At 63.4% G+C, this 21,935-nt stretch carries 27 protein-coding genes and 1 pseudogene; 13 read left to right on the top strand and 15 right to left on the bottom strand.

Going from position 1 to position 21,935, the window contains the following annotated elements; translation table 11 throughout:
* Positions 1-4 precede the first annotated feature (4 nt).
* Both CH278_RS10340 and CH278_RS10335 read right to left on the bottom strand, forming a co-directional pair.
* Complete coding sequence (locus CH278_RS10340; RefSeq protein ID WP_094621843.1) at positions 5-490, bottom strand: GNAT family N-acetyltransferase; 486 nt, start codon at positions 488-490, stop codon at positions 5-7.
* Positions 490-1,431, bottom strand: a complete 942-nt coding sequence (locus CH278_RS10335; protein ID WP_094621842.1) for a DUF808 domain-containing protein — start codon at positions 1,429-1,431, stop codon at positions 490-492. Before CH278_RS10335 ends, CH278_RS10340 begins: the two co-directional genes overlap by 1 nt.
* Positions 1,432-1,612: 181 nt before the next feature.
* Here CH278_RS10335 and CH278_RS10330 point away from each other — a divergent pair, with 181 nt between their 5' ends.
* Together CH278_RS10330 and CH278_RS10325 are read left to right on the top strand one after the other, a co-directional pair.
* Positions 1,613-2,020 carry a hypothetical protein gene (locus CH278_RS10330; RefSeq protein ID WP_094621841.1) on the top strand — a complete coding sequence of 136 codons (408 nt, stop codon included), beginning with the start codon at positions 1,613-1,615 and terminating at the stop codon, positions 2,018-2,020.
* Positions 2,017-2,214: a helix-turn-helix transcriptional regulator gene (locus CH278_RS10325; protein WP_032373454.1), complete on the top strand. Its 198-nt coding sequence runs from the start codon at positions 2,017-2,019 to the stop codon at positions 2,212-2,214. Before CH278_RS10330 ends, CH278_RS10325 begins: the two co-directional genes overlap by 4 nt.
* Before the next feature lie 7 nt (positions 2,215-2,221).
* Here CH278_RS10325 and CH278_RS10320 read toward each other — a convergent pair whose 3' ends face one another.
* From CH278_RS10320 to CH278_RS10295, 6 genes and pseudogenes are all read right to left on the bottom strand, one after another.
* Positions 2,222-3,196: a glycine betaine ABC transporter substrate-binding protein gene (locus CH278_RS10320; RefSeq protein WP_094621840.1), complete on the bottom strand. Its 975-nt coding sequence runs from the start codon at positions 3,194-3,196 to the stop codon at positions 2,222-2,224.
* Positions 3,193-3,930 carry an ABC transporter permease gene (locus CH278_RS10315; protein ID WP_179274294.1) on the bottom strand — a complete coding sequence of 246 codons (738 nt, stop codon included), beginning with the start codon at positions 3,928-3,930 and terminating at the stop codon, positions 3,193-3,195. Before CH278_RS10315 ends, CH278_RS10320 begins: the two co-directional genes overlap by 4 nt.
* Positions 3,927-5,135, bottom strand: coding sequence for an ABC transporter ATP-binding protein (locus tag CH278_RS10310; RefSeq protein WP_094621839.1), 1,209 nt, complete (start codon positions 5,133-5,135; stop codon positions 3,927-3,929). Before CH278_RS10310 ends, CH278_RS10315 begins: the two co-directional genes overlap by 4 nt.
* Positions 5,132-5,776 carry an ABC transporter permease gene (locus CH278_RS10305; RefSeq protein ID WP_032367688.1) on the bottom strand — a complete coding sequence of 215 codons (645 nt, stop codon included), beginning with the start codon at positions 5,774-5,776 and terminating at the stop codon, positions 5,132-5,134. Before CH278_RS10305 ends, CH278_RS10310 begins: the two co-directional genes overlap by 4 nt.
* 177 nt (positions 5,777-5,953) lie before the next feature.
* The gene (locus CH278_RS10300; RefSeq protein WP_032392587.1) at positions 5,954-7,174 is read right to left on the bottom strand and encodes a pyridoxal phosphate-dependent aminotransferase; all 1,221 of its coding nucleotides are present in this window, start codon (positions 7,172-7,174) and stop codon (positions 5,954-5,956) included.
* Positions 7,171-8,111, bottom strand: a pseudogene (locus tag CH278_RS10295) (DMT family transporter). The gene CH278_RS10300 and the pseudogene CH278_RS10295 overlap by 4 nt, the downstream one beginning before the upstream one ends.
* Here CH278_RS10295 and CH278_RS10290 point away from each other — a divergent pair.
* The gene (locus CH278_RS10290) at positions 8,110-9,504 is read left to right on the top strand and encodes an aminotransferase-like domain-containing protein (RefSeq protein ID WP_094621838.1); all 1,395 of its coding nucleotides are present in this window, start codon (positions 8,110-8,112) and stop codon (positions 9,502-9,504) included. The pseudogene CH278_RS10295 and the gene CH278_RS10290 sit on opposite strands and share 2 nt — an antisense overlap.
* On the opposite strand, the gene CH278_RS10285 is transcribed toward CH278_RS10290, so the two are convergent.
* Entirely contained in the window at positions 9,497-9,772 is a 276-nt protein-coding gene (locus CH278_RS10285) for a PLD nuclease N-terminal domain-containing protein (RefSeq protein ID WP_027495096.1), read from the bottom strand. The two genes, CH278_RS10290 and CH278_RS10285, sit on opposite strands and share 8 nt — an antisense overlap.
* A 183-nt stretch (positions 9,773-9,955) precedes the next feature.
* Here CH278_RS10285 and CH278_RS10280 point away from each other — a divergent pair, with 183 nt between their 5' ends.
* Positions 9,956-10,579, top strand: a complete 624-nt coding sequence (locus CH278_RS10280; RefSeq protein ID WP_094621837.1) for a luciferase domain-containing protein — start codon at positions 9,956-9,958, stop codon at positions 10,577-10,579.
* Here the strand turns inward: CH278_RS10280 and CH278_RS10275 are convergent.
* Both CH278_RS10275 and CH278_RS10270 read right to left on the bottom strand, forming a co-directional pair.
* A complete protein-coding gene (locus CH278_RS10275; RefSeq protein ID WP_094621836.1) occupies positions 10,563-11,288 on the bottom strand; it encodes an HD domain-containing protein in 726 nt (241 codons plus the stop codon). The two genes, CH278_RS10280 and CH278_RS10275, sit on opposite strands and share 17 nt — an antisense overlap.
* Positions 11,275-11,895 carry a TetR/AcrR family transcriptional regulator gene (locus CH278_RS10270; RefSeq protein WP_032407920.1) on the bottom strand — a complete coding sequence of 207 codons (621 nt, stop codon included), beginning with the start codon at positions 11,893-11,895 and terminating at the stop codon, positions 11,275-11,277. Before CH278_RS10270 ends, CH278_RS10275 begins: the two co-directional genes overlap by 14 nt.
* A gap of 56 nt (positions 11,896-11,951) precedes the next feature.
* Between CH278_RS10270 and CH278_RS10265 the strand changes: the two genes are divergently transcribed.
* Together CH278_RS10265 and CH278_RS10260 are read left to right on the top strand one after the other, a co-directional pair.
* Complete coding sequence (locus CH278_RS10265; protein WP_094621835.1) at positions 11,952-12,386, top strand: PaaI family thioesterase; 435 nt, start codon at positions 11,952-11,954, stop codon at positions 12,384-12,386.
* Between the two features lie 39 nt (positions 12,387-12,425).
* Positions 12,426-12,887, top strand: coding sequence for a DUF6194 family protein (locus CH278_RS10260; protein ID WP_032407922.1), 462 nt, complete (start codon positions 12,426-12,428; stop codon positions 12,885-12,887).
* Here CH278_RS10260 and CH278_RS10255 read toward each other — a convergent pair whose 3' ends face one another.
* Genes CH278_RS10255 through CH278_RS10245 form a run of 3 tightly spaced genes read right to left on the bottom strand, consistent with a single transcriptional unit; the run spans position 12,888 to position 15,121 of the window.
* Positions 12,888-13,799, bottom strand: a complete 912-nt coding sequence (locus tag CH278_RS10255; protein ID WP_218828702.1) for a transketolase family protein — start codon at positions 13,797-13,799, stop codon at positions 12,888-12,890.
* On the bottom strand, positions 13,800-14,480 hold the full coding sequence (locus CH278_RS10250; protein ID WP_032407924.1) for a thiamine pyrophosphate-dependent enzyme: 681 nt from the start codon (positions 14,478-14,480) through the stop codon (positions 13,800-13,802). It lies immediately after the preceding gene.
* Between the two features lie 47 nt (positions 14,481-14,527).
* Complete coding sequence (locus CH278_RS10245; RefSeq protein WP_094621834.1) at positions 14,528-15,121, bottom strand: TIGR03086 family metal-binding protein; 594 nt, start codon at positions 15,119-15,121, stop codon at positions 14,528-14,530.
* A 103-nt stretch (positions 15,122-15,224) separates the two neighbouring features.
* On the opposite strand from CH278_RS10245, the gene CH278_RS10240 reads away from it, so the two are divergent.
* The 6 genes from CH278_RS10240 (at position 15,225) to CH278_RS10215 (ending at position 20,026) form a co-directional block, all read left to right on the top strand.
* Positions 15,225-16,157: a helix-turn-helix transcriptional regulator gene (locus CH278_RS10240; RefSeq protein WP_094621833.1), complete on the top strand. Its 933-nt coding sequence runs from the start codon at positions 15,225-15,227 to the stop codon at positions 16,155-16,157.
* A 29-nt stretch (positions 16,158-16,186) separates the two neighbouring features.
* Positions 16,187-16,609, top strand: a complete 423-nt coding sequence (locus CH278_RS10235; protein WP_094621832.1) for a VOC family protein — start codon at positions 16,187-16,189, stop codon at positions 16,607-16,609.
* A complete protein-coding gene (locus CH278_RS10230; protein WP_032407926.1) occupies positions 16,606-16,947 on the top strand; it encodes a hypothetical protein in 342 nt (113 codons plus the stop codon). Before CH278_RS10235 ends, CH278_RS10230 begins: the two co-directional genes overlap by 4 nt.
* 14 nt (positions 16,948-16,961) lie before the next feature.
* The gene (locus CH278_RS10225) at positions 16,962-17,435 is read left to right on the top strand and encodes a GNAT family N-acetyltransferase (RefSeq protein ID WP_032389414.1); all 474 of its coding nucleotides are present in this window, start codon (positions 16,962-16,964) and stop codon (positions 17,433-17,435) included.
* A gap of 107 nt (positions 17,436-17,542) precedes the next feature.
* Entirely contained in the window at positions 17,543-17,827 is a 285-nt protein-coding gene (locus CH278_RS10220) for a DUF1490 family protein (protein WP_032373443.1), read from the top strand.
* A gap of 18 nt (positions 17,828-17,845) precedes the next feature.
* Positions 17,846-20,026, top strand: coding sequence for a heavy metal translocating P-type ATPase (locus CH278_RS10215; protein WP_052061294.1), 2,181 nt, complete (start codon positions 17,846-17,848; stop codon positions 20,024-20,026).
* Here CH278_RS10215 and CH278_RS10210 read toward each other — a convergent pair whose 3' ends face one another.
* Positions 20,027-21,271 carry a KasA/KasB family beta-ketoacyl-ACP synthase gene (locus CH278_RS10210; RefSeq protein ID WP_032370078.1) on the bottom strand — a complete coding sequence of 415 codons (1,245 nt, stop codon included), beginning with the start codon at positions 21,269-21,271 and terminating at the stop codon, positions 20,027-20,029.
* A gap of 40 nt (positions 21,272-21,311) precedes the next feature.
* Here CH278_RS10210 and CH278_RS10205 point away from each other — a divergent pair, with 40 nt between their 5' ends.
* Positions 21,312-21,890, top strand: a complete 579-nt coding sequence (locus CH278_RS10205; protein ID WP_094621831.1) for a TetR family transcriptional regulator — start codon at positions 21,312-21,314, stop codon at positions 21,888-21,890.
* Positions 21,891-21,935: the final 45 nt, after the last annotated feature.

Genomic DNA, 21,935 nt, shown 5'->3' with positions numbered 1-21,935 from the left:
CTGTTCAAAGCAGTCGCTTTTCCAGCCATACCTCGGCGTAGGGCTCGGCGTTGAATGCCGGCACCTCCCGATAGCCGAGCTTGGAGTACAGGCCCCGGGCCTCGACGAGGTCCGCTCGCGTATCCAATCGCACTGTCGTGCGGCGCGATTGGCGAACCGATCCCTCGACGAACTCGACGATCGACGACCCGACGCCGTTTCCACGGGCGCGCGCGTCGACGAAGACCCGAGTCAGTTCTGCGATGTCGTCGGAGACGAAACGAGCACCACCGCAACCGACCAGCGTCGCGCCCAGGTATGCGACAACGAACAGGCCCGAATCACCCACGAGATCGTCACTCGGCTCGTCGACCATGACTCGTCGTACTTCCTCGTCCGACGCCTCGCGGCCGTAGAAGCGTCCGACGATATCGACGTTGTAGCGAAACAGGATGTCGAGCGCCGGCTCCGAGGAGGGATGAACGACGGCGAACGTCGCCGATACAGGCACTACTTCGCGGCGGCCCGTTTGGCGAGCACCTTCGAGATCCCGAGCTGCGCAACAACGATGATGCAGCCGACGATCGCACCGATGACTGCCGACGCAAGAGTGTTGACGATCCACGCCAGCACTCCGCCGACACCCGCGACCCCACGCACCGCATCCTCACCGTGGTGCACCAGCTCGTAGATGGGGTGGAAACCGAGCTCGTCGATGCCCACGAGAAGGATGTGCCCACCGACCCACAGCATGGCTGCGGTGCCGACGACCGACAGCACTGCCATCACCTTCGGCATGCCCTTGACCAGTCCGCGGCCGAACTTTTCGACGAACCCGGACGAGCCCTCGGCCAGCTTCAGACCGATGTCGTCCATCTTGACGATGAGGGCGACGACGCCGTAGACGACGATGGTGATGACCACCGCGACGACCGCCAAGATGATGAGGCGACTCCAGAAGCCCTCGCTCGCAATGGTGTCGAGAGCGATGACCATGATCTCGGCGGAGAGAATCAGGTCGGTCCGAACGGCACCGGACACCACGCTGTCCTCGTCCCGCGGCCCGTCCTCTGCCTCGGCGTGATGATCGCCGTGGCCGAACAGCGCTCCCCAGATCTTGTGCGCTGCCTCGTAGCTGAGGTAGCAGCCACCGAGCATCAGAATGGGCGTCAGCAGCCATGGGAGGAACTGACTGAGCAGCAGGGCGATCGGCAGAATGATCAGCAGCTTGTTCCGAAGCGAGCCGACAGCGATGCGCTTGATGATGGGCAATTCCCGTTCGGCCGCGAGACCGCGAACGTACTGAGGCGTCACCGCTGCGTCGTCGATCACGACACCGGCGGCCTTGGCCGTCGCTTTGCCGGTAGCGGCTCCCACGTCGTCGATCGATGCTGCCGCCAGCCGTGCCAGCGCGGCCACGTCGTCGAGCAGGGCTACCAGTCCGCCGGCCATCAGTGATCTCCGAGTGAAGACGAATGCACGATCAGGCTCCTAGGGCTGAGTACGACGCCGAAATCCGGCAATCCACGTGCTCGAACCATACCGCCAGTAGCTCGCTGCGGACCACACATCGGAGTGGGATGTATGGTTTCCTATACGTATAGCGAGCTATACCAACGAACGGAGCATTCAGGTGAGACTCAGATGGATATCGGTCGCCGCTGTCGGCCTGGCCACTGCATCGGCGACGGCACTGCTCGCCTGGCTCGTGTCACCCATCGCGCCAGGGGTTTCCGCGCTGGTGTTCGGCGTCACCGCGCTGCCCTTCGGCGCGATGCTGGGCTGGATACTGTTCGTCGCGCCGGTCACCGCCGACCAGACCTACACCTCGGGCGACAGCATCGAAAGCCATTGGACGACATCCGCGTCCAGCGGTACGGCCACCGATCTGGTGACCGTGCTGGGTCTGACTCTTGCGGTGGTGTCCATCGCCCGCGTCGATCCCCCGGCCACGCTGCTGCTGACGGGCTTGCTGCTGGCGGCATTCGCATCGTTCACCGCGCGGTACGCGTTCGCGCGCTACCGGGCCCTGTCCGAGTGAAGAACGATGTTCGACGGCGCCGCACCGAGAAGCGGTGGTCTCAGAGCGAATTGGCCGAGCGAATCGACGTCACCCGACTGACGATCATCTCCATCGAGAAGGAGCGGTTCGACCCGAGCCTGCCTGTCGCCTTCCGCCTTGCCGCAGCATTCGACTGCACTATCGAGGAGTTGTTCGAGCCGGATACGAATTGACCGGACCTCACGTCACCAGGTCTTCGCTCTTCAACCACTCGTAGGCGACATCGGATGGGTCTTCGCCCTCGATGTCGACCCGCCCGTTCAACTCCTGCATCAAATCGTCGGTCAATCGCTCGGATACGACGGCCAGCAGATCGGCGATCTCGGGATGCTGTTCGAGCACCAAATCGCGCACCACCGCGGTCCCGCTGTAGGGCAGGAAGAAGGCCCTGTCATCCTGCAGCACAGTCAAATTCAAGTTCTTGATTCTGCCGTCGGTGGTGTAGACCATGCCGAAGTTGCACGGTGAGCTGTCGGCGGTCGAGGTGTAGACGACACCCGCATCCATCCGCGTGACGTTGCCCGACGGTACGCCGTCGGGTGCGTTCAGTCCGATGCCGTAGGTGTCGAGCATCGGTCCGAAACCGTCGGAGCGAGAGAAGAACTCGTCGTCGACGCAGAACGTCCTGTCGGCCACGGGGAGCTTCGCTACATCCGACAAAGATGCGACACCCAGACGCTGTGCCGTCTCGGCCGAGGCGGCGAACGCATACGTGTCGTTGAAATTCGCGGGCGGTAGCCAATCGAGGTTGTGCTCACTCTTCTCGATGTCGCGGACGCGCTCCCACAGCTCCTGCGGATCACTGATCGTCTCGGTCTGGCTGTGGTAGTTGACCCACCCGGTACCGGTGTATTCCCAGAGGATGTCTGCGTCACCGTTGAGCTGTGCCTGTCTCGACGACGCCGACCCCGGTGCTCCGGTCAGGTCGGTGACTTTCGCGCCGGCAGCGGCAAGGTATGTGGCCGTGATCTTTCCGAGCAATACGCCCTCGGTGAAGCTCTTGCTCGTCACCACCAGCGATGCGCCGTCCAACGGGGTCGCACCGTCCGGAAGTGACGTGCTCTCGAACGTTCCCGACGAGCTGACCAACCCGCAACCGGCGAGTGCTGCCGTCAGCGCGAGAGCGGTTGCTGCCGTGGACAGTCGGCGAATCATGCCACTCCTCGTGGGGTCGCGATCAGTTCGACCACACGGCCGAGCCAGTCGATGATCAGTGCGAGCAGCGCGACGAGAACGGCACCGGAGATGAGTAACTTCGGTAGGAACAGCGTGGTACCCGTGGTGATGAGCGTGCCGAGGCTGGACGCCCCGATGAAGGTGCTCAGTGTCGCGGTGCCGACGAGAATGACCAACGCGGTACGTACGCCGTTCAGGATCACAGGCACCGCGAGCGGCAACTCCACCTGCACCAGCGTGCGGAGGCCGGAGAACCCGATTCCCCGGGCCGCTTCGATGGTCCGCTGATCGACCTGTTGGATTCCGACGATCGTATTCTGCAGAATCGGCAGTATCGCGTAGACCACCAATCCGATGACGGCGGTGCGGAACCCGGTTCCGAGCCACATCGTCAGCAACACGATCAGACCCACCGCCGGAGCGGCCTGGCCGATGTTGGCGAAGTTGACGGCCACCGGTCGGAAATTCTTCGCCCTGTCGCGAGTGAGCAGGATGCCCAACGGAATTGCGATGGCGACGACGATCACGGTCGCAGTCAACGTCAACACGATGTGGTCGACGATCGTCGTCTTCAAATTGTCCCAGCCCAGTGATGCCTGCTCGGTAGTCGTCAGCGTCGTGGAGCGGTACCACAGGATGTAACCGACCCCGAGCACGACGATGAGGAGCGGCTCGAACCACACGTCCAACGGTGCGCGACGAAGTCGATTCATGTTGCTGCGCCCTCGGTATGGGCCGAATACGAGACGTGACCGTCACCGGAGCGAGCATCCGAGAGTTGACCACGAATCACGGCCATCACGGTCGCGATCGTCAGTGCGCCAGTAACGGCACCGCGGCCGTCGGTGACGAGTACGCCGCCCTGACTGGCGGCAAGCATCGTGTCCAGGGCGTCGTTGAGCGTGGATGACGGTGCGACGGTGGGCAATCGCTCGTCGACGTAATCGGTGATGCGTTCCTTGGTGGCGACTTCGTCGAGCGACGGCCAGGCGCGAGGCCGACCGTGTTCGTCGATGACGACGATCCAGGTGGCACCCTGAGCCCGCGCACGAGCGATGACCTCCTGCGACGCATCGCCCACCTCGGCGGTGACGACTGGGTCGTGGTCGACGTCCTTGACGCGGGACAGCGTCAAATGTGCCAGCGTGGCACCGGATCCGATGAACTCCTCGACGAACGGGCTCGCAGGCTTGGCCAAGATCTCTTCCGGCGTCGCGTACTGCTCGATGTGGCCGCCCTCGGACAGAATCAATACCTTGTCGCCGAGCTTCGTCGCTTCCTCGAAATCGTGGGTGACGATGACGATGGTCTTCGCCAGCTCGTGCTGGATGGCGATGAGGCTGTCCTGCAGCCGAACCCTGGTGATCGGGTCGACGGCACCGAACGGTTCGTCCATCAGCAACACCGGTGGATCGGCGGCGAGCGCTCGCGCCACACCCACTCGCTGTTGCTGTCCTCCCGACATGTCCTTGGGGAGACGATCGCGGAAGTCGGCGACGTCGAGTCCCACCAGATCCAGCAGGTAATCGGTTCGCTCGTCGATCTTCTTTGCCTCCCAGCCCAGTACCCGGGGAATGGCTCCGATGTTCTTGGCGACCGACCAGTGTGGAAACAGGCCACCGGACTGGATGACGTAGCCGATCGACTGCCGGAGCTTGTCCGGATCCTCGCCGGTGACGTCGCGGTCGCCAATGAAGATTCGGCCCTCTGTCGGTTCGATCAGACGGTTGATCATCTTGAGAGTGGTCGTCTTACCGCAACCCGACGGACCGACAAACGCGACGATGTGGCCGGCCTCGATATCGAGATCGATCTTCTGCACCGCCGCCTTGTTCTGGCCCTTGTACTGCTTGACCACACCGTCGAGGCGAATCGAGGCGCCGGTGACCGTTCGCTCGCCGGTTGTGTTGTCCGTCATGACAATCCCTTCGAGATGGTGAGGCGCCCGAGAAGGACGAGCAGGCCGTCGAACACCAGGGCGATGACGACGATGAGCACTGTGCCGGTCACTGCCATCTCGACGGAATTGGTCCCGCCCAGTCTCGACAGGCCATTGAAGATGAGCGACCCGAGGCCCGGCCCGAGTACGTACGCGACGATGGCCGCGACGCCGACAACCATCTGAGTCGAGACGCGGATTCCGGTGAGAATGACCGGCCATGCCATGGGCAGCGAGACGGAGACGAGGATGCGGCTGCGCGAGAACCCGATTCCTTTCGCCGACTCGATCACGGTGTCGGGAACTCCACGCAGTCCGACGATGGCGTTGCCGATCACGGGCATGGCGGCGAAGAACGCGAGCATGATGAACGAGGGCACCACACCCAAGCCGAACGGGACGATGAGCAGCGCGAGCAACGCCAGAGACGGAATCGTCAGCGCTACTCGACTGGTCGTCAGCGTCAGTGCCGAGAAGAGAGGCAGACGATGGACTGCGATCGCGATGAGCACGGCCACGACCGTGCCCACCAGAACCGTCTGAAACGCCAGCGACGCATGTTGATAGGTCAGAAACGCGAGGGATTCACCCCGCCCCTGCAAATAGCCCCATAGATCCACGAATTCCCTCTCGCCCGGCAGATCGGACGACGAGCGTAACCCGCATTTCCCCGGGGCGTCGGGGAAATGCGGGTTCGCCAAAGGCCGTGCAGCAGAGCGATACGCGCGTTCATCTGCGCGAATACGCCCTTGCCGAGCGCCCGCACGGACTTAAAATCAGCTCGAGCAGAATCGGTTCTACTGCGTGTACGAACTCATGAAGTTGCCGAGCCGCTCGAGTGCAGTCGAGAGATCGTCCACGTTGGGCAGGGTGACGAGCCGGAAGTGGTCGGGCACATCCCAATTGAACGCTCGACCGTGACTGACCAGGATTTTCTCGGATTCGAGCAGGTCGAGGACGAACTTCTCGTCGTCGACGATGCCGAAACGGTCGGTGTCAAGCTTGGGGAACATGTACAGCGCGCCCGCAGCCTGCACACAGCTGATCCCGTCGATGGAGTTCAGCATTCGATGCGCCAGATCCCGCTGTGCGGTCAACCGACCCGTCGGCAGCAGAAGGTCCTCGATCGATTGACGGCCGCCGAGCGCCGTCTGTATTGCATGTTGTGCAGGCACATTCGCGCACATGCGCATGTTGGACAGCAACGTGATGCCCTCGATGAAGCTCGCCGCACGGCGTCGTGGACCGGTGATCGCCAGCCATCCGGCACGGAATCCACACACTCGGTAGGCCTTCGACAACCCCGAATAGGTCAGGCACAGCACATCTTTGCCGGTGAGAGTTGCGAGATTGGTCATCTCGGAACCGTCGTACACGATCTTCTCGTAGATCTCGTCGGCGAGCAGAATCAGATCGTGCTCGCGCGCAAGGTCGACGAAACGCTGCAGAACGTCGCGTGAGTACACCGCACCAGTGGGGTTGTTGGGATTGATCACGACGATGGCCCGGGTACGGGTGGTGATCTTCGATTCCAGATCCTCGAAGTCCGGAGCCCAGTCCTGAGTCTCGTCTGCCAAGTAGTGGACCGGTGTGCCTCCGGCGAGAGCCACCGAGCCCGTCCACAGCGGGTAGTCGGGGGAGGGGATCAGCACCTCGTCCTCGGGGTTGCACAGCGCCTGCATCGTCATGGTGATCAGCTCGGAGACCCCGTTGCCCAGGTAGACGTCGCCGACGTCGAGGTCACTGAGGCCCTTGGTCTGGTAGTACTGCACCACCGCGGTGCGCGCCGAGAACAGGCCGCGCGAGTCGGAATATCCCTGCGCGGTAGGCAGATTGCGAATCATCGCCATCATGATCTCGTCGGGTGCCTCGAAACCGAACGGGGCCGGGTTGCCCACGTTGAGGCGCAGGATCTTGTGCCCCTGCTCCTCGAGTTCCTCGGTCTTGTCCAGAATGCGGCCACGAATGTCGTAGCGAACATTCTCGAGCTTGCGTGCCTGATCGATCGATCGCGTCATGACGAAAGTTCCTCCTGTCGAACGGACGGCGACATCCGAGTTCGGACCGCCACTGTTGCACATACGATGACCGCTGCTCCACCCACGACCACCGGCCACGTCAGTCCCTCGTGGAGCAGGATCGCGGCCCAGCAGATCGTCAGCACCGGCTGAACGAGCTGCACCTGGCTCACGCTCGACATCGGACCGATGGCCAGCCCCCGATACCAGGCGAAGAACCCCAGGTACATGCTCACGACGGCCAGATAGGCGAACGCAGCCCACTCTGCGACACCTCCGCTCGTGGGTTGATGCCACCACGCGAACGCCGTCATCGCTCCGGTCACCGGAACAGAGACGACGAGCGCCCACGAGACCGTCTGCCACGCTCCCAGTTCACGCGCAAGCAGCCCGCCCTCCGCATATCCCACCGCGGCCACCACGACGGCTCCGAGGAGAAGCAGATCCGACCACCCCAGTCCGGCGAACTCGCCGCCCTGCACGGCTGCGAATCCGACAGCGACCGCAGCACCATGGCCGCAACCAACCAGAACATCGGCCGGACGCGTTGCCGCTCGCGGACGACGGCGAAGGCCGCGGTCGCAGCCGGCAGAAGCGCGATGACGACGGCACTGTGGCCGGCGGAGGCGGTGGTCAGAGCGAACGACGTGAGCACGGGGAAACCGATGACGACCCCTGCCGCGATGACAAACAGTCGAACCCATTGCCGTCCGCGTGGCAACCGTTGCGAGGTCAGGGCCAGGGCGCCAGCAGCGAGGGCCGCGGCGACGACGGCGCGTCCGGACCCGACGAAAAGCGGCGACAGGCCACCGGTCACAGCGATCCGAGTCAGCGGCACGGTGAACGAGAACGCCGTGACACCCGCCAGTCCCCACAAGAGGCCGGCTCGGGATAGCAGACCCGGCGCGAGCTGGGTAGCGCTACTATGCTGTGTCATGTCCGACGATAGCAGTTCCCGGATCGTGTCTGCACTGCGAACCTGGATCGCAACCGCCCCGCCCGAGGCCAAGCTGCCATCCACTCGGGCGCTGGTGGCCCAGCATTCGGCCAGCCCCGTGACGGTGCAGAAAGCACTGCGCACCCTCAAGTCGCAGGGTGTCATCGAAACACGGCCTGGCGTCGGAACATTCGTCAAGACCGTCCACACGGCCCGCCCGAACGACTACGGGTGGCAGACTGCCGCGCTCGGTGCACCCGGAAACAGATTGCAACTCCCCGCCGCACTGCAGTCCACGTCGAGTGACGTGATCGCTCTGCATTCCGGTTACCCGGCCCGAGAGCTGTTGCCGGAGCGACTCGTTCACGCTGCTTTCACCCGGGCCTCACGCACCGACGCAGTGGTTGCCCGGCCGCCGACCGCAGGCCTGCCCGAGCTTCGAGCTTGGTTCGCCGCGGAACTCGGCGCTTCCACCCCGCTGGGCGTCACGCCGCCCTCGGCCAGCGACGTGGTCATCATCCCGGGCAGCCAGACCGGCCTGAGCACGGCTTTTCGGGCGCTCGTCGGTGCGGGACGCCCACTTCTCATGGAATCGCCGACGTACTGGGGAGCGATCCTGGCGGCAACGCAGGCGGGCGTTCGCGTGGTCCCGGTCCCCACCGGGGTCGACGGACCCGACCCGGACGCGCTGGAGCAGGCATTCGCCGAGTCCGGCGCGCGGGCGTTCTACGCTCAACCGACCTTCGCCAGCCCCACCGGAGCACAGTGGTCGCCGGACCTGTCCGAACGTGTGCTCGACATCGTTCGACGACACGGCGCGTTCCTGATCGAGGACGACTCCGCCCACGATTTCGGCATCACCGCCGAACCCAGCCCATTGGCCGCACGAGACGACGGCGGACATGTGGTGTACCTGCGTTCGCTGACCAAGGTCGTATCACCGTCGATTCGATTGGCAGGCTTGATCGCTCGTGGCCCGGCCCACGAACGTATCCTCGCCGACACGGGAGCCGAATCGATGTACGTCAGCGGCATCCTGCAAACCGTCGCTCTCGATGTCGTCACTCAACCCGCCTGGCGCACACACCTACGACGCCTACGCACGCAACTCGAAGCTCGTCGAGACCTATTGGCCCACAGCCTGATCGAGTTCGCTCCTCGCGGTCATCTCGATCGGATCCCCCGGGGCGGACTCAATCTGTGGATGCGCCTGCGTGACGACATCGACCTGGAAGACGTTGTGCACAAATGCAAATTGGCGGGTGTCATCGTCGGTGCGGGAGACGATTACTTCCCGGCCGAACCCACCGGCAAGTTCCTGCGGTTGAACTACGCGGGCTCGAACGCCGGTGAGTTCCCGGATACGGCACGCACGATCGGATCGGTCATCTGAGACTGTTCGACGCTTCGACGGCGAACGTCGAGGTGCGGCCCCATACGAACCAGACCAGAGGCCCGAGAAACGGAAACGCGAGCACGACGAAGATCCACACCGCACGGCCTGCGACACTGTAATTGGGTGAGCGAAGGATGCTGACGAGCGCGGCGACGAACAGAACGACCGCGCCGAGCACCGCCACCAAGACGATGGTTCCCAGCCCGAACCCGAGTACCTGCTCGGTGGTCGAGTGTTGTTGTGAAAGTAGTACTGCGGCGTGCATGACGGTTCCTCTGCTGTGCTTGTTCTTCGCTGTTTCGTTGACGACCACAACGCTATGGACCCGAACGTTCCTGCACATCGGTCTGCACGTGTATCTCGTCGTACATCGGACGATGTAGGCCTACCGCCGGAGTCGTCGCGCAGTTACCGTGGTGCGGACGTATACGACCTGGAGGGGGGACTTGTGCAGACCGTCAAGAACGACTACACGACGTGGAGGGCCTTGGGGCCGGGTGGCTTACCGGCCAACGTCGGTGGGTGGTTGATCGCCACCGCGCTACGACCGTTGTCCAGACGTGACCTCATGACCGTCGCCGGCGCGTCGCGCGCAGGCCGGCACTGGCACCTCGAACCGCGCCGAGGACCGCGTCCGAGGATCGCCCCGTACCCGATTCCACATCGCCAGCTCACCGACCGTGCTACGCCCGTACTGACAGACAGGATCACCGGCGCAGTTGCTGCCGAAGCGCGCACGAACAATCGATACCACCTGGCGCGCAGCCACTTCGAGAGGCGAGGGGACGCACTGTATCTGACGGATGTCACCACTGCTGCACCGTGGATTTCGCGAACCAACGGCGAGATACTCCACGTCCACGAGACCGAAGGATCGATGCACGTCGTCATGCAGCCCGACGATGCTCAAACCGTCATCTCCGCGGGCTGGGGTGAGCTACACCCCCTCGCCGGACGCCCTGGCCTCGGACTTCCCGAAACCTACGTCTTCCTCTACGCACCGAAAGACTCCGACGACGCAGATCGAATCGAACAGATCATCCATCGCGCAACAGCTACTTCGACGATATGACCCTGCGCTCCAGGGGGTTCGCCTTCATCGCCGGGTACATTCCTGAGCGCCACAAGGTCGCAGCCGTCGACTGCGGTCTCCTTCTCGATTCGATCTTCATCCTGGATGCGAAGTCTGCGGCGAAACCTTCTCGCGTATAGCTGGATTCGATGACATCCACGCAGTGCGGATCGAGGTCTCGAATCCGACGGCCACTGACGTCCAGGTGTGCCGCATCGTGCAGCAGGGCCGCCTCCGATCCCATCGGTGTCTCGACGTCCATGTGCCTGGCTACAGTCTCGTGGACGATCTGCGCCGTTCGGTCGTCGCCTTCGTGTCGGCGGACGAACTCTTCGGCTCTCCCGGCTCCGATCACCGCAAAACATCCAGCCACCGGGTTCTGTTCTGCGCCGAGAGCTATGTCGTGCAACAGGCACGCGACGTACAGCGCCTCCCGATCCGGCCGTAGACCGTCGATGACCGCAAACGCCGACGCGTACTGCCAGCACCGCACGCTGTGCATCAACATGGGCTCACTGAGGCACTCTCTGGCCTCCTCCAGTGCTTCCCGGCACAACCGTGAATCCGGAGCATCGACTGTGTGCCATGCGGAACCCGCCGAACGTCGCCGGGGACCGAGCACGGTACCGGGCAACATCGCGAGTTGTTCTCGCACAGCAGCTGCCACTATTCGCGCACGATGACCTGCGCTCAGCTCACCGGGTTTCATCGGGTGTTCCTTTCAGGTGGCGGAGCATATCCGCCCGCGTGATCGCGAGCATGGCGTCGAGCATGGATCGATCGACGATGCGTCGTTGATGCAGTGACACAGCACCGTTCATCGCCGCCCAGGCATTCAGAACCAGTGCACGGGGGAGGACGTCGGCACCGGCGTCCTCCACCGCACGCGTCACCGAATCGATGAGTTCACCGAGCGCAGTGTCGATCTTTTCCTTCGCCTCACCGACCGACGCGGACTCGGACTTGTCCACATCCGTCAGCGCCAGCAGCCGCAACGCCAGTGGATCGTCGCGGTGAAACGCGATGTAGCGATCGAGGAACTCGGCAACGACGTGCGCAGATTCGACCGCATCGGTGGGGGCAGTCATTTGCTCAGCGTGGCTCTGGGCGGTTCGCCACGCGAGAGCGGCGTAGATGTCCACCTTGCCGGCGGGGAAGTTTGCGTAGATCGAACTCACCGCCACATCGGCTGCGGTGGCCAGCATCTCGATCGTCGTTGCCCGATATCCGTGGCGTAGGAAGAGCGAACGAGCGCCGTCGAGCACCGCAGTGTGTGTTCGACGCTTCCGCTTGTCGGTGGGGGTATCCAAGACCATAACTTTATCGTACTCTGATTCCGATATCGGAATCCAATTACGATAGAGGGGTAGCGATGACAGCCAACGAAGTACTGGCACCGGACAGCGGCAGCGCGGCGATGACCATGTTTCTCCCGCAATCACCGTTCGTGCAGCAACTGGGCATCGAGCTGGTCGACATCGACGAGGGCACAGCTCGGCTGCGGCTGCCGTACCGCGACGAGCTGTCCACCGTCGGCCAGATGCTGCACGGCGGCGTGATCGCCGGCTGTATCGATATCGGGATCATGACCGCAGCATGGGCCGGATCCGAAGTGCCCGAGAAGCTTCGGGGCGTCACGGTCTCCATGTCTGTGCAGTTCATGGAGCCGGTATATGCCGAGGGTGTCGATATCGTCGGTACTCGGATACACGCGGGTCGGAGCCTGAAGACGTGTCGAGTCGACATCGTCGGGACCGAATCCGGCCGCCTCGTCGCAACCGGTACGGGAACCTACAAAGTCGGCTGAACTCTGGGCAGAAGCTGCCGAGCATGTGACCATCGATGCATGACACTCGATGACATCGTGAATCTGGTCGGCAGCTTCGACGGCACGTTGGCGCAGCGGCCTCGGGAGGGTGACGGGACTCCGGAACTCGCATGGGGCGATGTGTTCTTCTACTACTCGCCGGACGGAACTGTTCCGTCGTCCACCCAGCCGTTCGCGACCATCGTGACGAAGAACTATCCGGGAGACGAGTTGTCCCGGCTGGACCGGCCGGACGCGTTCCGTGTCAATGTCATTGCCGGAAAGCAGGAGTTCGAACGCCTATTGGGAGTGCCCCCACGCGAAGCAGCCCACGCACCGCAGGCCGATACCGACGACACCCTTGCTGCCCACCCTTCGTACGGCACTGCGGGCTGGTTGTCGGTGGTCAACCCGTCTTCGCAGACCGAATCGCAGATCGGGGAACTCCTCGAATCTGCGTACAGCGTCACCAAGGACAGGTACGAGCGCCGCCGACACTGATCACTCGAAGAAGTCGTCCATCGATCGGGACAGTCCTTCGATGTCGAGGCCGCTGGCTCGGTCGTGTTGGGCCACCGTTCCGTACTTTCTACGCTCTCCAGGCTCCACACCGATCCCCAGCACCCGATGCCGGATGTCCGCCACCGCTCGATCGATCTGCGGCACAGAGGTTCCCGCGAGATAGGGCTCGACGATCATGATGTCCGGCGCAGTCAGCGTTTCTCGAAGAGTCGTACCGTCGAAGGGCCTGATCGTCGACGCGTGCAGCACGGTGACGTCACGTCCACGGGCCGCGGCCAGGACCCGGTCCGTCATCGGACCGACCGAGATCACAGTGCCCGAATTACCCTGTTGCAGAACGGTCATCGAACCTCCGGGTCGACCGTACGAGTGATCGTTCGAGACGCCGTCAAGCCTGATGTAAACGCGGTCGTCGGATGCAGCGGCACCGCGCAGCATCCATTCGACCTCGTCGACGTGCCCGGGCGCGTGCACCGTCCACCCGTCCAGGGTGTCCAGCAGTGCGACATCGCGTTGGCCGAAGTGCGTCTCACCGCCTTGCGGCCACCCGTAGGAGCCGCCCGAGCTGACCAGGATCGCGCCGACATCCTGATGTCCCAGATCGAGTTTCACCTGCTCGAAGGGTCGCTCGATCAGAAACGGTGGAAAGGTGTGCACGATCGGACGCATTCCGGCGAGCGACATACCGCCTGCGACACCGATCATCGCCTGCTCTCGAATACCCACGTTGACCACACGCGATCGGATGTCAGGAGTGAGGTGCGGTTCGAGATAGGCGGCGCCGATCTCGGCCAGTACCAGCACGACTCGCTCGTCCTGCACCAACAACTCCGGCAGCAGTCGGTAGAAGGACTCGCGTTGATCCGCGGTCCTCTTCATCGTCGACGTCATTCAGTTCTCCTTCTTCTCCACGTGGGCGACCACTACGTGAGGCCGGTCGCCGTGATCGATGCGAAACGCCCGCCGGAGCGCACTGTGGTCCCTCCCGTCGACGTCGGAGGTCGACCACCCCTCGACGGCGAAGCGCGACGCGATGCCGCCGGGCCAACCCAGACCAGCCGAATCGTTGTCGATCACCACGGTGGTCAAGTTGCCCAGCTGCGCTCGGCCGGCGAATTGGATGACTTCCATGTTGCTGCCCTCGTCGAGCTCGGCGTCTCCGATCAGTACGAACACCTGAGCCTGCCTTCGCTGAATCTGCAGCGCCACAGCAGTTCCGGCTGCCAGCGCCAGACCATGACCGAGTGATCCCGAACCGATGTCGACCCCGGGAATCAGCGTGCGGTCCGGATGATTGCCCAGCGGTGAGTGGTAGCTGCCGAACGACGCAAGCTCGTTCGGCGTCAGAAAGCCCCGTGCAGCGAGCACTGCGTAGTACGCCATCGGGCCGTGCCCCTTGGAGAGGTAGAACCTGTCGCGATCGGGATCGTCGGGCTGCGCCGCGTCGAGACGAAGAATGTCGGAGTACAGCACCCACAGCACGTCGAGCGTGGATGTGGCGCTGGCACCGTGCTTTTCGTCGCCGGTCATCAGCGTCATGAGTTGAGGCAACTCTTCGAAAGTCATCTGCATGGGACCACCCTGCAACCTCGAGTGCACTCGAGGTCAAGGGCGACGTACTACACCCAGCAGTCCGACGACCGACCGGAGAAATTCGCCAGGCGTTCGAGTGAACCCGCTCCCGCCCTCGGTTCCACAACGGGGCCGAACGGCACTCCCGGAACCCGCGCATCCGCGGGAAGCATTGCATGGAATTCCACTGCTACCGGCTCGACGAGAGTGTCGTCCACTTCTGCGGGCTGGCCAGTCGCAACAGCAAGATCCCATCCGTGCACCAGTAACTCCCGCGCATATCCCCACACAGCCGATCGCCCCGGTACCTCACCCCACGGGACCGCGACCGGGGCATCGAGCAATGCATCGTCGGCCCACGCGGCACGGGCTTGCGTCACCGACGTGTCGAAGGATGCGGCGTCATGATCGGAGCACAAGGGCGACACAGAGTCCGGACTCCCGAGTTCGGCGATCGCAATCAGCCTTCGGACCGTGGCAACGAGATGGCCTGCCAGCGTCCTGACATCGAACTCGTCGCACGGAGTGGGAAGGTCCAGTTGGTCGGCGCGCACGCCTGTGAGCAGACCGCTCACCCATGCGGCGGACGTGAAGTACACCTCGCGCGGATCCGCCTGCTGCGTGGTCTCGATGGTGTTCATTGTCGATCCTTCCGTTTCGCGGCCACCGGGTGTGGCCTGCTGGGTAGAAGTAGATCGGGTAAACATGACATCTTCTGTCATGTTTTGGTGAGAGACTTTTCGGGTGCGCGCAGACCGGTTGTTGTCCATCGTCATGCTGCTCCAACATCGGGGCAGACTGAACGCTGCCGACATTGCCGCCCAGCTCGAAGTATCCACGCGCACCGTGTTGCGTGACATCGAAGCGTTGTCTTCGGCGGGCATTCCGGTCTACTCCGATCGCGGTCGCGGTGGTGGCATCAGTCTGCTGCAGGGCTATCGCACCGAGCTGACCGGTCTGACGGCCGCCGAGGCGACGGCATTGCTCGCTTCCGGCGCGGGACGCGTCGCCACCCCGGCGTTCGCAAGCGCCATGCGCAAGGTGATCGCAGCGATACCCGACGCTCACCGAGCAGCGGCAAGCACTGCGTCACAACGAATCCTGGTACGCCCCGACGGTTTCGCGTATCCCCACGAACCGGAAGAACATCTGGTGGAACTCCAACGGGTCGTCATAGACGGTATGCGGATAAGAATCACGTATCGCGATCGCAGCGGTTCGGTGAACGATCGAATCCTTGACCCAATCGGGCTGGTCTACGCCGGCGATCACTGGTACCTACTCGCCGGGCGTGAGGGCACCGAACGTGTCTACCGTGTATCGCGGATCGACGAACTGACTGTGCTCGACGAGCAGGCTCACCGCGCTTCCACCGTGGACCTGGAGGCCGCCTTCACCGCACACTGGAAGTCGTTCCGTGCGAGTTTGGTCGAGACCAAAATCACCTGCACAGTCGAGGAATCAGCGTGGCTTTCGTTGTCCAAGAACGTAGTACGAGTCATTGACGAGAGGATCCATCACGACGGAAAGCGACTGGTAGTGATCGTGTTCTCCGGACACAATCACGCCCTCGGTGCACTGTGGAACTGCGGACCCGGCGTAGAAGTTCTGCAGCCCACAGCAATCCGGGAGGAACTAGCTGCTCGGGCATTCGAGACCTACGAGCTGTACAGGTGAGGATTCCAGCACGTCCGTATTCTCCTGACATGCCGATTTCACATCTCGCTGTCGCAGGGACATCCGTCGACTGCGCAGAGCCAGGAGAACTTGCACAGTTCTACCTGGCGCTCCTTGGAGGCGAGGTGCTGTGGGACAACGACGAAAGTGCCGCAGTACAAACGATGTCAGGTGTTCGCATCGTCGCGCAGAAAGTCGAGAGTTATCGACCACCCGTCTGGCCCTCGGCGGCGATCGTGCACCTCGACTTGGACGACGGCGGACGTCTCTCCGAAGCCGTCGCATACGCACTGGACTGCGGCGCGACGGAAGCGCTCGACCAGCCCGATCTCCGATGGAGGGTGCTGCTGGACCCGGCCGGTCATCCCTTCTGCATCACCACGGAAGTCTGGGACGACGGAGACGCTGACGCATTGTCCGAACAGGGCTGCGATGACACGATGGACCGATGAACGCCCGTCAGCGACCGTGGACTCGATATCTGTTGGTCATCTGGCTGACGTGCATCTCCTTCCTGGTCATTTCCGACGTGTTGACCGAGCCGTCCATCTGGACCTGGATCAAGTTGGCTCTACTGGCCATGGCCGTGCCCTGGTTCCTGTACCGGTATTGGCGTCCCGCGCCTGTCTGCACCGTACAAAAGATCGGCCCCGAGTCCGTACCCGCCGAGGACGTCGACGCCGTTGTCGACGAACACGGGCGCACCGTCAAGGCCATTCGCTCGCTGCGTGAACTGCATCCCGGTCTCGGCTTGGGCGACGCGAAGAACCTGGTTCGACCTGAACTCTGACGAAGGAACGGGCGATGATGGACATGGACGGTACACACGTAGTTCGTGACCGGGACGGCTTCGACGAGGCCGCAACACTGCTGGTCGACTTCAATCGCGAATACGACGACCCTGCACCCGAACCGAATTGGCTTGCAACGCATCTCGATCGACTGGTGCAGTCCGGTGATACCAGCGTGCTGACGTTCGGGTCTCCCGCGATCGGGGTGGCGGTCCTTCGATTTCGCATCGGAACGTGGAGCTCGAACATCGAGGCTTACCTGGCCGAGTTCTACGTTCAGCCCAGCCAGCGCGGAAAGGGCTACGGCACGACGTTTCTCGACGACGTCATCGAGCACGTCCGCAGCCGTGGCGCGACCTACCTCGATCTGAATACCTCGGAGGACGACGAGGCAGCTCGACACGTGTACGAGAAACGCGGATTCGACTGCCACGAGGGACGCGGAAGCGGCCCCAAGGCCCTGTACTACGAACTCGAACTCGAATGATCGGTTGTCGTAGAAGAAGTCCGAAACGTCCAGGAATCGCCACAGCCCGAGAAAACGAATACGATTGCCAATAACAGCGGTCCGGATCGATCCCGAGGAGTTCAATCATGGCGTTTCCGATCATCGTCGCGAAGGCAGTATCGACGGTCGTGACGGGTGCAGTCGGCGTCGCCGCATACAACGGTGCCAAGAAGCTGTACGAGAAGGCCCCCGTCCGCAAGGCTGCGGTATCGGCCACTGAGCTCGGTTTACGCGCAGCGCGCAAGGCCGAGGTTCACGCGGAATCGGCCCGACTGGCCGTGTCCGACGTCGTTGCCGAGGCCCGGGACCGGATCGGTGAAGAGGTTCCGCCGCCCACGGCCTCCGATGCGGGCCACGGCCACGCGCACTGACCGGGACTGCTTCCGATTATGACGACCCTCGCCCAACGCCCCCTCGACATCGACGCGACGCAGGCAGACGGCATCGAGATCCTCTCCGACGCCGCAGGCCGTATGCGCCTTCGCGTCGACTGGCTCCGCTCGAGCCCGGGCCGTGCTGTCGCGGTCGAGGACCATGTGGACAAGATCCGCGGAGTGCGCGCCGTTCATGCGTACCCGCGGACGGCGTCGGTCGTCATCTGGTACTCCCGCACACGAATCGACAGGGCCGAACTCTTCGACGCAGTGAACGCGGGGCGCTCGACGAATTGGGCCCTGGTACCGGTCCGTAGTCCGCGCTCAGCTGACGTCACCAGCGGCGACGTGCTGCGGATGACCATCGGCGGCGCGGCACTGGTCCTTCTCGGTCTTCGCCGCTACGCGTTCCGTCGGCCGCCCATCCTCGGCCCCACCAGCCGTCTCGTTGCCACCGGCGCAACGATCTTCACCGGCTACCCGTTCCTCAAGGGAGCCGTGCGCTCGCTGGCCGGCAACAGGACGGCAGGAACCGACGCACTCGTCAGCGCCGCAACCGTGGCCAGCCTCGTGTTGCGCGAGAACGTCGTCGCCCTCACCGTGCTGTGGCTCCTGAACATCGGCGAGTACCTGCAGGAATTGACCCTCAAGCGAACTCGACGCGCGATCTCAGACCTGTTGACCGGCACACAGGACACCGCCTGGATCAGGCTGCCCGACGGCTCCGAGATCTCCGTCGACGTCGATCGACTCGAGATCGGCGACGAGGTCGTCGTGCACGACCACGTGGGCGTTCCCGTCGACGGCACCGTGGTCGACGGTGACGCGGTGGTGGATCAGTCCGCGATCACCGGCGAGACCTTGCCGGTATCGATCGTCGCCGGAGACCGTATTCATGCGGGATCCGTCGTCGTCCGTGGCCGCCTCGTCGTGCGCGCATCCGCCGTCGGTCGCGACACCACGATCGGCCGCATCATTTCTCGCGTCGAGGAGGCGCAGGAAGATCGTGCACCGATTCAGACTGTAGGAGAGAACTTTTCACGACGCTTCGTCCCCGCGTCCTTCATCCTGTCGGCGCTGACTCTCGTCGTCACCCGGGATGTACGACGTGCCATGACGATGCTGCTCGTGGCGTGCCCGTGCGCGGTCGGGTTGTCCACGCCGACCGCCATCAGCGCAGCCATCGGAAACGGTGCCCGCAGAGGCATTCTCATCAAGGGCGGATCTCACCTCGAACAGGCCGGCAGGGTCGACGCCTTTGTGTTCGACAAGACCGGAACCCTCACGGTGGGACGCCCAGTGGTGACCAATGTCGTTTCGTTTCAGGACGATTGGGAACCCGAGCAGGTGCTGGCCTACGCGGCGAGCTCCGAGATCCACTCTCGACATCCTCTGGCAGAGGCTGTCATTCGGAGTACCGAGGAACGGCACATCGTCATCCCGCCGCACGAGGAGTGCGAGGTGATCGTCGGACTCGGCATGCGGACGGTCGCAGACGGACGGACGCTGCTCCTGGGCAGTCCATCCCTCCTGCGCAGCGAGAACGTCGCGGTGTCCGAGGATGCGCAGCAATGGGTTTCGCGGCTGCAGGACGAGGCCGAGACTCCGCTGCTGCTGGCCGTCGACGGCGTACTCGTCGGCTTGATCAGTCTCCGCGACGAAGTCCGTACCAACGCATCCGCCGTTCTGAACGCGCTTCGAGCCGACGGTGTCGAACGCATCATCATGCTCACCGGCGACCACCCGAAGACAGCGGCGGCGGTCGCCGCGGAACTCGGTATCACCGAGTGGCGTGCCGAAGTGATGCCCGACGAAAAGCTCGAAGCCGTCCGAGAACTGCAGGACGCAGGCTACGTCGTGGCGATGGTCGGTGACGGCACCAACGATGCCCCTGCTTTGGCCGTCGCCGATATCGGAATCGCAATGGGATTGGCGGGCACCGACGTTGCCGTCGAGACCGCGGACGTGGCACTGGCAAGCGACGACTTGTCGCGTCTGCTCGACGTACGTGACCTCGGCCGCCACTCGGTGTCGGTCATCCGTCAGAACTACGGAATGTCCATCGCCGTCAACGCTCTCGGCTTGGCGGTCAGCGCCGGTGGTGCGCTGTCCCCAGTGCTGGCGGCAATCCTGCACAACGCCTCGTCGGTCGCGGTGGTGGGCAACAGTTCGCGATTGATCCGATACCGACTCTGATCAGTAGCGCCCGAACGCCAGGGCAACGTTGTGCCCGCCGAAGCCGATCGACGTACTCAACGCGTAGTCGATCTGCTGGCGGCGTTGTGAACCGACGACATCGAGATCGATTGCGGGATCCTGATTGTCGAGGTTGAGAGTTGGCGGCACCACCGATTCGCGAATCGACAGCATCGCGAGAATCGCCTCCACTGCTCCGACTGCACCGATGGAATGACCCAGTGCAGACTTCGGTGCGTAGACGGATGCATGGCCAACGGTAGCGGCGATGGCCCTGGCCTCCGACAGGTCACCTATCGGCGTTGCCGTTGCATGCGCATTGACGTGGTCAATGTCTCGGGCAGTCAAACCAGCCGTGCCTATGGCCTTCTGCATGGCTTTACGGATCCCTCGACCTTCAGGATCCGGTGCGACTATGTGAAACCCGTCCGATGTTATTCCTGCACCGAGCAGTCGGCCGTGAATTCGTGCACCTCGCGCCGTGGCGTGTCTCTCGGACTCGATGATCAGCAGCGCACCCGCTTCACCGAACACGAATCCGTCACGGTCACGATCGAAGGGCCGCGAAGCCCGCGTCGGTTCGTCATTGCGAGTACTCATCGCCCGCATCATCGAGAAGCTAGCGATCGGCACTGCGTCGATATGCCCCTCGACGCCACCAGCGATCACGACATCCGCCTCACCCGAAGCGATCAGTCTCCATGCGTGAGCCAACGCCTCCGAACCCGACGAGCATGCCGACACCGGAGTGAACACCCCCGCCCGAGCGCCGACCTCGAGCCCGATGTGCGCAGCCGGTCCGTTCGGCATCACCATCGGGACCGACATCGGCGACACCTTCCGGTATCCGCCCGCCCTCATCGCGTCGACGGCCCCGATCAACGCATCGCCGCCACCCAGTCCGGTCCCCACTGCGACGGCAAGACGATCCGAGTCCATGTCCTCCAGACCCGAGGCACGCCACAGTCGCCGTCCCAGCACAACCGCCAACTGCTCGACGAAGGACAGTCTCCGCTGCTCCACGCGGGTCAGATGGTCGGAGAGCGCCACCTGAAGGACACCTCCGATGCGAACCGGAAGGTCATACCTCGCAACGAAGTCACTCAGGAGCGGGCCTATCCCACTTTGCCCGTCCATGAGGCGATCCCATGTTGTGTCGGCGTCGTCGGCCAGAGCCGTCGTGGCTACGTACCCGGTGACGACGGCGTTGCGATGAAGCGTTTGTGTAGCGATCGGTTCACTCATGACGTCCATGGATACATGTAGCGACCGGTACAGTCAACCCATGGCCCGTCCACTCGATCACGACAAGCGCGTCGAGCTGCTCAGCCGCGTTGTCGACTACATAGGCACTCACGGTCTCGACGATCTGACCCTTCGCCCCCTGGCCGCCGAACTTGGCACCAGCTCGCGAATGCTGATCTACTACTTCGATTCCCGCGAGAACTTGATAGTGCAGGCCTTGACCAGTCAGCGGCCGGCGTTCGCAGAAATGTTCGGCGACATCGACACTGCCGACCAGCTCGAGAGCCGACTGCTCGAATTGTGGAAGTCGATGTCCGACGGTCACAACGCGGTCAGCTCACGGATCCTTATGCAGGTCATCGGAATTGCCTCCATCAAGTCCGGAGTCCTCGCGGACTTCGCACGCGACAGTGTTCGGGCACTGACCGACGCTTTGGCCAGTGCGATGGCGCGCTGCGGGATGGACTCGACCACGGCCTCGTTACAGGCGACAACCATGGGGGCCGGATTCCGAGGGCTACTGCTCGACCGCTTCAGCACGGGGGATTCCGAACGCACCGACGCGGCCGCCGCCATGCTCTTTCGCGCTGCAGCGCGACCGTGTTTACCAGCGGTGTGATCCTCGCCGATTTCGGCTTGCGTTGGAGTGCACTCCAAGACGTAG

This window comes from Rhodococcus sp. 05-2254-5 (assembly GCF_002258575.1).
Lineage (GTDB): Bacteria > Actinomycetota > Actinomycetes > Mycobacteriales > Mycobacteriaceae > Rhodococcoides > Rhodococcoides fascians.
Note: the sequence above shows the minus strand (reverse complement) of the source record. Positions and strands in the feature narration are given on the sequence as shown.